This window comes from Bosea sp. Tri-49 (assembly GCF_003952665.1).
Lineage (GTDB): Bacteria > Pseudomonadota > Alphaproteobacteria > Rhizobiales > Beijerinckiaceae > Allobosea.
On the sequence record NZ_CP017946.1, the window covers coordinates 851,447 to 860,607 of the forward strand.

The 9,161-nt window shown below is 66.3% G+C and carries 12 protein-coding genes; 2 read left to right on the forward strand and 10 right to left on the reverse strand.

Annotation, left to right across the window (positions count from 1 at the left end):
- Positions 1 to 85 precede the first annotated feature (85 nt).
- The 8 genes from BLM15_RS04275 to BLM15_RS04310 form a co-directional block, all read right to left on the reverse strand.
- Positions 86 to 973: a sigma-70 family RNA polymerase sigma factor gene (locus tag BLM15_RS04275; RefSeq protein WP_126110672.1), complete on the reverse strand. Its 888-nt coding sequence runs from the start codon at positions 971 to 973 to the stop codon at positions 86 to 88.
- Positions 974 to 983: 10 nt separating this feature from the next.
- Complete coding sequence (locus BLM15_RS04280) at positions 984 to 1,457, reverse strand: carboxymuconolactone decarboxylase family protein (RefSeq protein ID WP_126110674.1); 474 nt, start codon at positions 1,455 to 1,457, stop codon at positions 984 to 986.
- A gap of 71 nt (positions 1,458 to 1,528) precedes the next feature.
- Positions 1,529 to 1,996 (reverse strand): carboxymuconolactone decarboxylase family protein, encoded by a 468-nt coding sequence (locus tag BLM15_RS04285; RefSeq protein WP_126110676.1) that lies wholly within the window; start codon positions 1,994 to 1,996, stop codon positions 1,529 to 1,531.
- A gap of 64 nt (positions 1,997 to 2,060) precedes the next feature.
- Positions 2,061 to 2,489, reverse strand: coding sequence for an HIT family protein (locus tag BLM15_RS04290; RefSeq protein WP_126110678.1), 429 nt, complete (start codon positions 2,487 to 2,489; stop codon positions 2,061 to 2,063).
- A gap of 35 nt (positions 2,490 to 2,524) precedes the next feature.
- Positions 2,525 to 3,745, reverse strand: coding sequence for a GNAT family N-acetyltransferase (locus BLM15_RS04295; RefSeq protein ID WP_126116053.1), 1,221 nt, complete (start codon positions 3,743 to 3,745; stop codon positions 2,525 to 2,527).
- A gap of 11 nt (positions 3,746 to 3,756) precedes the next feature.
- Complete coding sequence (locus BLM15_RS04300) at positions 3,757 to 4,506, reverse strand: glycerophosphodiester phosphodiesterase family protein (RefSeq protein ID WP_126110680.1); 750 nt, start codon at positions 4,504 to 4,506, stop codon at positions 3,757 to 3,759.
- Positions 4,506 to 4,979: a RidA family protein gene (locus tag BLM15_RS04305; protein ID WP_126110682.1), complete on the reverse strand. Its 474-nt coding sequence runs from the start codon at positions 4,977 to 4,979 to the stop codon at positions 4,506 to 4,508. Before BLM15_RS04305 ends, BLM15_RS04300 begins: the two co-directional genes overlap by 1 nt.
- Positions 4,980 to 5,085: 106 nt before the next feature.
- Positions 5,086 to 5,898: an SDR family NAD(P)-dependent oxidoreductase gene (locus tag BLM15_RS04310; protein ID WP_126110684.1), complete on the reverse strand. Its 813-nt coding sequence runs from the start codon at positions 5,896 to 5,898 to the stop codon at positions 5,086 to 5,088.
- 119 nt (positions 5,899 to 6,017) lie between these two features.
- Here BLM15_RS04310 and BLM15_RS04315 point away from each other — a divergent pair, with 119 nt between their 5' ends.
- The gene (locus tag BLM15_RS04315) at positions 6,018 to 6,593 is read left to right on the forward strand and encodes a TetR/AcrR family transcriptional regulator (protein ID WP_126110686.1); all 576 of its coding nucleotides are present in this window, start codon (positions 6,018 to 6,020) and stop codon (positions 6,591 to 6,593) included.
- A gap of 108 nt (positions 6,594 to 6,701) precedes the next feature.
- Complete coding sequence (locus BLM15_RS04320) at positions 6,702 to 7,523, forward strand: cell envelope integrity EipB family protein (protein ID WP_126110688.1); 822 nt, start codon at positions 6,702 to 6,704, stop codon at positions 7,521 to 7,523.
- On the opposite strand, the gene BLM15_RS04325 is transcribed toward BLM15_RS04320, so the two are convergent.
- Together BLM15_RS04325 and BLM15_RS04330 are read right to left on the reverse strand one after the other, a co-directional pair.
- Positions 7,480 to 8,832: a DNA polymerase IV gene (locus tag BLM15_RS04325; protein WP_126110690.1), complete on the reverse strand. Its 1,353-nt coding sequence runs from the start codon at positions 8,830 to 8,832 to the stop codon at positions 7,480 to 7,482. The genes BLM15_RS04320 and BLM15_RS04325 overlap by 44 nt on opposite strands.
- Positions 8,829 to 9,119 (reverse strand): DUF3572 domain-containing protein, encoded by a 291-nt coding sequence (locus tag BLM15_RS04330; protein ID WP_126110692.1) that lies wholly within the window; start codon positions 9,117 to 9,119, stop codon positions 8,829 to 8,831. The genes BLM15_RS04325 and BLM15_RS04330 overlap by 4 nt, the downstream gene beginning before the upstream one ends.
- Between the last annotated feature and the right edge of the window lie 42 nt (positions 9,120 to 9,161).

The window sequence follows — 9,161 nt, forward strand, 5'->3', positions numbered from 1 at the left end:
TGCAAATCAGCTAGCCAGGTTGCCTTGCCCACATTTGAGCCATAATCGCGTCCAGAGCGCGAACGGGGTAGGGTGTTGGGAGTACCTACTCCGCTCCTAGCGAGATGTGCCGGAGCTTGTCCGGGTTGCGCACGACATAGATCGCGTGGACGCGCCCGTCGCGGATGTCGAGAGCGGTCGCCTGCAAGGTCTCGCCGCGTTCGAGGCTGAGATAGCCCGGCATGCCGTTGATCATCACCGGCTTGTACAGCGTGGTCGTCTTGTGCAGATGGGCCACCTTGTTGGCGATGCCGGCGAAGAAGCGCAAGACGCGGTCGATGCCATGGAGTGGGTTGAGTATCGCCAGCACCTTCCCGCCACCGTCGCTGTGGAAGGCGACATCGTTGGCGAGCAAGGTCTGCAGATCGCTGGTGTCGGCCTTGTGGGCCGCCTTGAAGAAGGCCTCGACGAAGCGCTTCGCATCGGCGGGGTCGACTTTGTTGCGTGGCGGCATGTCGATGCGGACATGCTCGCGGGCGCGCTTGGCGAGCTGGCGGCAAGCGCTCTCGCTGCGATCGATCGTGCGGGCGATCTCGGCGAAATCCAGGTCGAAGACGTCGTGCAGCAGGAAGGCGGCGCGCTCGAGCGGCGTGAGCCGTTCGAGCGCCAGCATCAGCGCGATCGGGGCATCGAGCTGGGTGTCGACGTCGGATTCACCGGCGCCGATCTCCTCGACCAGAGGCTCCGGCAGCCAGGCGCCGACATAGAATTCGCGCTTGCTGCGGGCCGACTTCATCTGGTCGAGGCAGAGGCGCGTGACGGTGCGTGCGAGATAGGCGCGTGGTGTCTCGACCGCGTCCTGCGGCACATCGCGCCAGCGCAGCCAGGCCTCCTGGACGATATCCTCGGCATCGCTGACCGAGCCAAGCATGCGATAGGCGAGGCGGGTCAGGAAGCGGCGATGCGTTTCGAAGATGTCGTCGGGGGCGGTCATGGCAAGCGTCTCAGGCAGCCGTCGCGTCGGTCTTGGCCGGACGGTCATGGGGGTGGCTCGTGCGGAAGCCGATGGCGATCCGGTTCCAGGTGTTGATCGTGCCGATCAGCAGAGTGAGCTTCACGGTTTCCTCCGGGCTGAAATGGCGCAGCACCTCCTCATAGGCCTCGTCGGGCGCATGGGTCTGCGAGATCAGCGTCAGCGCATCGGTCCAGGCGAGGGCGGCGCGCTCGCGCGGGGTATAGAGCGCCGACTCGTGCCAGGCGTCGAGCAGGAAGAGGCGGGCCGGGCTCTCGCCCTCCTTGATCGCGTCGGACGAATGCATGTGCAGGCAATAGGCGCAGCCATTGATCTGCGATGCACGCATCTTCACGAGATGGATCAGGCTGTGCTCGAGACCGCTCTCCTTGATCGAGGCTTCGAGCGCGATCATCGGCTTCATGGTGTCGGGGGCGGTGACGTAGGGGTTGAGGCGCTTGCTCATGGTGGGGGCTTTCGTGCTGGGCAGGTCAGGCCCGGCGCGCTGGCGCCGGGCCGCTGGCGACGAGATTGAACTCAGGCTGCGGCCTTCTCGCGGCGACGATCATTCGGATGCAGAGTGCGGAAGCCGCAATTGATCCGGTTCCAGAGATTGATCATGCCGATCGCGACCGAGAGGTCGACGCAATCTTTCTCGTCGAAGTGCTCGCGCAACTCGGCGAAGGCCTCGTCGCTCGGGCTGCGGTCGACAAGCCGCGTCAGCTCTTCCGTCCAGCGCAGGACGGCGCGCTCGCGCGGGGTGAAGAGCTCGGACTCCTCCCAGGCGCTGAGCAGGTTGATGCGGATCTCGCTCTCGCCGGCCTTGCGCGCGTCGGCGATATGCATGTGCAGGCAGTAGGCGCAGCGATTGATCTGCGACGCCCGGATCTTCAGCAGCTCGAGCAGGCTGTGCTCCAGCTTCGACTGGTTCACGTAATCCTGCAGGCCGAGCATGGCCTTGTAGGCGTCGGGGGCGGTCTGGAAGCCGTTGAGGCGCTGGGTCATCGTTCTCTCCGTCGGGGTTCGATGAAGACAGGACGAGGCAGCCAGCGCCCGCGTGACATGGCCCTCAAAGATTTTTTAGCGCGGCCCGAATTTTTTCTGCGGCGGCGGCGAGATCCTCAGGCTTGGCCATCTCGCTGGCCGGCGGTTTCATCGCGACGCCCTCATGGCGCGGGATGACATGGACGTGCAGGTGGAAGACGACCTGGCCGCCGGCGCTCTCGTTGAATTGCTGCACGGTGATGCCATCGGCGGCGAAGGCGACCATCTGCGCCCTGGCGATGCGCTGGGCGATTCCCGCGACATAGCCGAGATCGCCCTGATCGATGTCGAGAAGGTTGCGGGCCGGGTTCTTCGGGATCACCAGCGTGTGGCCGGGCGCGCGCGGCATGATGTCGAGGAAGGCGAGCGCCCGATCGTCCTCATAGACGCGGTGGGCCGGCAGCTCGCCGCGCAGGATCTTGGCGAAGATGTTGCTGGGATCATAGGCGGTCATCGCGCAGGTTCCGGTCGTTGGTGGGCTGGGGGGAGTCAGCTGTCGCCAGCCTTGCGGAAGGGGCTCTCCTGCGCAAGCGCAGCTACTGCAGAGCTGATCTCACGCCGTTCGCCGGGCAGATAGGCGGCGACGGCGCGGGCGAGGCCGGGATCGGCAAGGAGATGGGCCGAGCGGGTGATCACCGGGCGGTAGCCGCGTGCGAGCTTGTGCTCGCCCTGGGCGCCGGCCTCGACCCGGATCAGCTTGTGAGCGATCGCGTAGTCGATGGCCTGATGGTAGCAGAGCTCGAAATGCAGGAAGGGGTGGTCCTCGATGCAGCCCCAATTGCGGCCGTAAAGCGTGTTGCCGCCGCGGAAATTGATGGCGCCGGCGATATTGCGGCCGGCGCGGCGGGCGAGCACCAGCACGACGCGCTCGCCCATCGCAGCGCCGATCTCGGAGAAGAAGCGGCGGTTGAGATAGGGCCGCCCCCATTTGCGCGAGCCGGTGTCCTCGTAAAACGCGTGGAAATCGTCCCAGACGCTTTCGGTGAGGTCAGACCCCGAGAGCACCGCGACCTCGATCCCGGCGGAGAGGGCCTCGCGGCGCTCGCGCTTCAGCGCCTTGCGCTTGCGCGAGGCCAGCGTGGCGAGGAAGTCGTCATAGCTGCCGAAACCTTCGTTCTGCCAATGGAACTGGATGTCGTGGCGTTCGAGGAAACCGGCTTCCAGCAGGGCCGCCATGTCGGGCTCCTGCGCGAATGTGACGTGGATCGAGGAGCCGCGGACCTGCTCGCGCAAGGCGTCGAGCCCGGCGATCAGCGCTTCGCGCGCTTCAACTGCATGTGCCCCTTCGGCGACGAGCAGCCGCGGGCCGGTCGCAGGCGTGAACGGGGCGGCGACCTGGATCTTCGGATAATAGCGCCCGCCGGCGCGCATATAGGCCTCGGCCCAGCTATGGTCGAAGACGTATTCGCCCTGGCTATGGCCTTTTACGAAGGAGGGCGCGGCGGCGATCAGGCGGTCTTCAGCATCCTCGACCAGGAGATAGGCCGGCGACCAGCCGGTGCGGCCGCCGACGCAACCGCTCTCTTCCAGTGCGCGCAGAAAAGCGTGCGAAACGAAGGGGTTGCCCGGGTCTGCTTGAGAGATTGAATCCGCTTGCTCGGAGACCGATTCAAGTAGCCGACCGGCGTCCGGATTGGCGCAGGCGTCCCAGTCTGCGGCCGGGACGCTTTTCAGCGAGGTCGCGACGCGGACTCTGAGGCCCTCGCGCAGACCGGTTTCGCTCAAGGCAGAAAGCCCTCGAAGACCATCTGGTCGGCATGCTCGGCCGCGCGGGCGCGATCCTCCGGCGTGCGCACCGTCCAGCTCATCAGCGGCAGGCCCAGCGCCTTGCGGCAAAGGAAAGGCGCGGCGCTCGGCAGATCGGCGACCTTCCAGGAGATGAAATCAGGCCGGCTCTCCTCGAAGTGCAGGAGATTGGCGAGCGCGTGCTTCTGTGCGGCCGAGAGGCGGACATAGTCGCCATAGTCGTACTCGTTCATCGCGACGATGCCGCGGGCGAAGCCGGGCGCGAATTCGCGCAGGGCTGCGACGATCACCGGATCGAAGGATTTCAGCACGATCGGCTGGCCCTTGTGGCCTTCGAGGATCTGCGCGATGCGCTTCGTCAGCCGCAGGTCGCCGTCGAAGCGGCTCTTGACCTCGATCACCAGCGGCGTCTTGCCGCCGATGGCGTCGAGGAAGCCGGTCAGCGTCGGGATGCGGTCGCTGGCGCCCTTCAGCCCGATCTGGGCCAGTTCGGCCGCCTTGCGGGCGTCGACACGGCCGCTCTCGGCGGTGAGGCGGTCGAGGACGAAGTCGTGGAAGACGACCGCATCCTCGTCGGCGCTGAGCTGGACGTCGCACTCGATAGCGAAATTGCCGGCGATCGCGCCTGCGGCCGCCGAGAGCGAGTTCTCGATCACGCCGCCGGCGGCATCGTGCAGACCACGATGCGCGATCGGGCGGGCGGTGAGCCAGGCTTCTGCCGGCATCAGGCGATCTCGAACATGGCTTCGACCTCGACGGCAGCGTCGGCCGGCAGGTTGGCGACGCCGACGGTCGAACGGGCATGGCGGCCGGCATCGCCGAGCACCTCGACCATGAAGTCGGAGGCGCCGTTCATGATCGCCGGCAATGCGGCGAAATGCGGGGCGGCGTTGATGAAGCCGCCGAGGCGGACGCAGCGCACGATCCGGCCGAGATCGCCGCCGAGCGCCGCCTTGGCCTGGGCCAGGACGTTGATGGCGCAGAGCTTGGCCGCCTCGAGCCCGGCCTCGTTGAAGATCTCGGCGCCGAGCTTGCCCTTGTGCGCATCGGAGAGCTTGCCATCGAGGCCGAAGCAGATCTGCCCGGAGATGATCAGCAGGTTGCCGGTGATGACATAGGGCACGTAGTTCGCGACCGGGGCAGCCGGGGCAGGCAGGGTGATGCCGAGGGCGGCGAGCTTGGTGTCGACGGCGTTCATCGGAGAGGCTCCTGACCGGATCTGAACAGGAGCCTTTCATCGCCGATGCCAAGCCGGGTCGCAAGCGCGACGCGGCTTGGCCGATGTGCCTGCCGAGCAGGGCGGATCAGGCGGCGTCGGCACGCACCGTGCGATAGCGCTCGGCAGGCCGGTTGCGCGAGAGATTGGGGCCGAGCGCCAGCCGCGCCGCGCTGTAGCGCTCGAAGTCGACCGGATCCGGCAGCGAGGGGATGGTGACGAGCTCGCCCTGATCGAAGCCGGCCAGCGCCGCATCGACCATGTCGTCGACCTCCATGATCATTTCGGGCGGGAAGCCGTCGACATTGACGCCGGCGCGGGCCCAGATCTCGGTGCGGGTGGCTCCCGGCAACACGGCCTGGACGCGGACGCCGGCCGCCTCGAGCTCCTTCTGCAATGAGAGGCTGAGGTTCAGCACATAGGCTTTGGTGCCGCTGTAGCTACCGTTGAAGAGCTCCGGCGCGAGCGCCAGCACCGAGGCAATATTGATGATGGCGCCGACCTTGCGGGCGGCGAAGTTGCGGGCGGCCGCGGCGGCGAGACGGGTCGGTGCGATGACGTTGAGCTCGATCATGGTCTGGAAGCGATCGATGTCGCCTTCGACCAGCGTTCCGGCGACGGACATGCCGGCATTATTGACCAGCACGGTCAGGCTCTCGTCCTCGCGCAGGCGCTGCTCGACCAAAGCGAGATCCGCCTTGGCTGTCAGATCGGCCTTCAGCCATTCGACCTTGCGGCAGGTCTCGCGGCCGAGGCGCTCGGCGAGGGCGGTAAGGCGCGCTTCATCACGGGCAACGAGGACGAGATCATAGCCGCGACGGGCCAGTCTGTCGGCATAGACGGCGCCGATCCCGGTCGAGGCGCCGGTGATGAGGGCGGTGCCAAGCTGCTGCGTAGCCATGTCTATCTCCGTTCGGGTTTGGGTAATATTTTTCATGATGATCATCATGATTGAATTTAGATGATGTCTATCATATAAAGAGTCAAGAGCTGGATTTTGGATTTCGAAGGAGCGGGCCGATGCGTGTCAGCCGCGAACAGATGGCAGAGAACCGCGAGCGCATTCTCGAAACGGCGGCGACCATGTTTCGAGAGCGCGGTTTCGACGGGGTCGGCGTCGCCGATGTGATGAAGGCGGTCGGCCTGACCCATGGCGGCTTCTATGGGCATTTCTCGTCGAAGGATGATCTCGCCGCGCAGGCGCTCGGCCGCGCCTTCAGCAACGCCAACCACTGGCTGGAGGAGGCCAAGGCGGCCGAACCGGATGCGCCGCTGCAGGCGATCGCCAGCCGCTACCTGTCGCCTCTACACCGCGACGATCCCGGCCATGGTTGCCCGGTGGCGGCGCTCGGTTGCGATATCGCGCGCTTGGGCGAAGCATCGCGGGCTGCCGCGACGGAGGGCGCGCGCGCGGCGATCACGAGCCTGTCATCCGTCATGCCTGGGGCGACCGAAGAGGAACGGCGAGCCGCAGCCCTTGCGGGGTACGCCACGCTCATCGGAGCGCTCGTCCTGTCCCGCATGGTCGAGGATAAAGCGCTTTCGGAAGAGGTGCTTGCTGCGGCGGGGGCCGCGCTGCGAGCAGAGGCGCCCTGATCGGACACGCGACGATGCGGGCCGCCTTGTTTGCGCCATTGCCGCAATGCACCTAGATTCGCAGGGGCTGCAATTCGACCCAGCCAAGAGCGTGAATCGAGGATCGGCATGAAGACGTATCGCGGCGGGATCGCAGGCCTGGCGGTGATGGCGGCCACTGGAGCATGGGCGCAGAGTCCTGCCGATCGTGTCGTGCTCGTGCCGCACCGGGCGGTCTATGATCTCGTGCTCGATGACGGCAAGCCGTCGCGCGACATCACAACGGCGCGCGGCCGCATCGCCTTCGATTTCTCGGGCGATGCCTGCGATGGCTATGCGCTTTCCTTCCGCCAGGTCACGGAACTGACCAGTGAAGGCGGGCCACGCGTCATCGACGCCCGGACCACGAGCTTCGAAGAAGGTGACGCCAAGAGCTATCGCTTCAAGACCGAAAGCTCTGCCGCCGGTGCGCCTGCCGATGTCGTCGACGGCACGGCCAAGAAGGGCGAGGCCGGCTATGAGGTGAGCTTGCGCGCGCCCAAGGCCGAGACGCATCGCGAGGCGAGCGCGGCGATGTTCCCGAACGAGCAGATGAAGGCGGTGATCAAGGCGGCGCGGGCCGGGCAGAACACCTTCAATGTCCGCCTCTATGACGGCGCCAATTCCGGCAAGGACGTCTACGACACGCTCTCGGTGATCGGCCGCAAGATCGCGACGCCGGCGGCCGAGGCACCGTTGCGGAAGCCCGAATTCGAGAAGCTCGCCCGCTGGCCGGTGACGATCTCCTATTTCAAGGTCGGTTCGGGTGAGAGCACGCCGGCCTATACCGTCTCCTTCGAGCTCTACGAGAACGGCGTCACCGGCGCTATCCGGCTCGATTACGGTTCATTCGCCCTGCGCGGCACGCTCACGCGTCTGGATCTGCTTCCGGCGAGCGAGTGCTCGAAGTAGCGCGGCGCCTATCACGCAGAGACAGGCCCTTCTCGATCGCGGCATCGCCGAATTTGGCGCGAACCGCGTCGAGGGCGTTCTCCATCGCCTTCAGCTTCGGTGTCTGCAGGTCGGCGAGGTCGCCGCGGTCGGCCTCGGCGGGATCGGAGAAATCGCTCATGCCGATGCCGATCAGCCGGTAGCGCGGCCCAGTGCATTCGCGCTTGAGCAGGTCACGCCCGGCAGAAAAGAGCCGCGCGGCGAGCTGGCTCGGCTCGGGCAGGCGGACGGCGCGGGTGATGAGGTGGAAATCATGGGTCTTGAGCTTGAGGGTGACGGTGCGCCCGGCGAGCTCCTGCGCCTTCAGCCGCCGCGAGGTTTTCTCACAGAGCCGCCAGAGGATCGGCTCCAGCTCCTCGAAGCGGGCAAGGTCGACGTCGAGCGTCGTCTCGGATGAGACGGTCTTGGCCTCGTGCTCGACCGTGACCTTGCGGGGATCGATACCGAGCGCGAGGTTTTTCAGGCGCGGCCCATCCTTGCCGACCAGGCGATAAAGCGTGGCGATCTCGGCCTTGGCGAGGTCGCCGATGGTGCGGAAGCCCGATTGCGCCAGTTTCGCCGCGCCGGCCTGGCCGATGCCCGGGATCATCCCGACCGGCTTTTGGGCGAGGAAGGCGACCGCCTCGGCCTGGCCGATGATCGAGAAGCCGCGCGGCTTGTCGAGGTCGGAGGCGACCTTGGCCAGGAACTTGGCGTAGGACAGCCCGACCGAGATGGTGATGCCGATCTCGTCTTCGATCCGGCGCTGGAAGCGGGCGAGGGTCAAGGCCGGGCTGGCGTGGTGGAGCCGCTCGGTGCCGCCGAGGTCGAGGAAGGCCTCGTCGATCGAGATCGGCTCGACCAGCGGCGTCAATTCCTGCATCAGCTTGCGGACCTGGCGGCCGACGTCGACGTACTTTGCCATGTTCGGCTTGACCACGATCGCTTCGGGGCAGGCCTTTAGCGCCTTGAACATCGGCATGGCCGAGCGCACGCCGGACATGCGGGCGATGTAGCAGCAGGTCGAGACCACGCCACGCTTGCCACCGCCGACGATCACCGGCTTGTCGAGCAGGCTCGGATCGTCGCGCTTCTCGATCGCGGCATAGAAGGCGTCGCAGTCGATGTGGGCGAGATGGAGACTGTCGCGCTCGGCATGGCGCAGCAGGCGCGGCGAGCCGCAAGCCGGGCAGCGGCGCAGACCGGGCGGTGAACGCGCCTCGTCATGGTCCTGCAGGCAGTCGCGGCAGAGCACCCGGCCGGAGCTGGCGATGCCTGCCGGCAGGGTCATGGCTCGAAGGCTTCGGGCGGGCCGGCGAGGATTTCGCGCGCCTGCGCGACGATCTCCGGATTCAGGCTTAAGTTTCCGGCAAACTCAAGCAACAGCGAATCGCTGGCGCAGAGATGGTCGAGTACGCCCAGAAGGAAGCCCGGCTCCTGTGCCGCGCCACGTAAGGTGGCAGGGCCGAGGCCGGTGACAGCCAGAAATGGCTCCAGGCGCTCAGGCTCGGAAGCCAGGAAGGCGAGCGCCTTGAGTGCCAGCGTCTCGGCTTCGTCGCTGGTGATTGGATGAGGCATAGCTATCTAAGACCGGCGAGTCTGGTTTCAGGTTTGCGTTTC

Bases quoted from the DNA above. Each gene is read 5' to 3' on its own strand.
- BLM15_RS04275 (WP_126110672.1), bottom strand. From the start codon at position 973: ATGACCGCCCCCGACGACATCTTCGAAACGCATCGCCGCTTCCTGACC.
- BLM15_RS04310 (WP_126110684.1), bottom strand. From the start codon at position 5,898: ATGGCTACGCAGCAGCTTGGCACCGCCCTCATCACCGGCGCCTCGACC.
- BLM15_RS04325 (WP_126110690.1), bottom strand. From the start codon at position 8,832: ATGACCCTGCCGGCAGGCATCGCCAGCTCCGGCCGGGTGCTCTGCCGC.
- BLM15_RS04315 (WP_126110686.1), top strand. From the start codon at position 6,018: ATGCGTGTCAGCCGCGAACAGATGGCAGAGAACCGCGAGCGCATTCTC.
- BLM15_RS04305 (WP_126110682.1), bottom strand. From the start codon at position 4,979: ATGAACGCCGTCGACACCAAGCTCGCCGCCCTCGGCATCACCCTGCCT.
- BLM15_RS04290 (WP_126110678.1), bottom strand. From the start codon at position 2,489: ATGACCGCCTATGATCCCAGCAACATCTTCGCCAAGATCCTGCGCGGC.
- BLM15_RS04300 (WP_126110680.1), bottom strand. From the start codon at position 4,506: ATGCCGGCAGAAGCCTGGCTCACCGCCCGCCCGATCGCGCATCGTGGT.
- BLM15_RS04285 (WP_126110676.1), bottom strand. From the start codon at position 1,996: ATGACCCAGCGCCTCAACGGCTTCCAGACCGCCCCCGACGCCTACAAG.
- BLM15_RS04320 (WP_126110688.1), top strand. From the start codon at position 6,702: ATGAAGACGTATCGCGGCGGGATCGCAGGCCTGGCGGTGATGGCGGCC.
- BLM15_RS04330 (WP_126110692.1), bottom strand. From the start codon at position 9,119: ATGCCTCATCCAATCACCAGCGACGAAGCCGAGACGCTGGCACTCAAG.
- BLM15_RS04280 (WP_126110674.1), bottom strand. From the start codon at position 1,457: ATGAGCAAGCGCCTCAACCCCTACGTCACCGCCCCCGACACCATGAAG.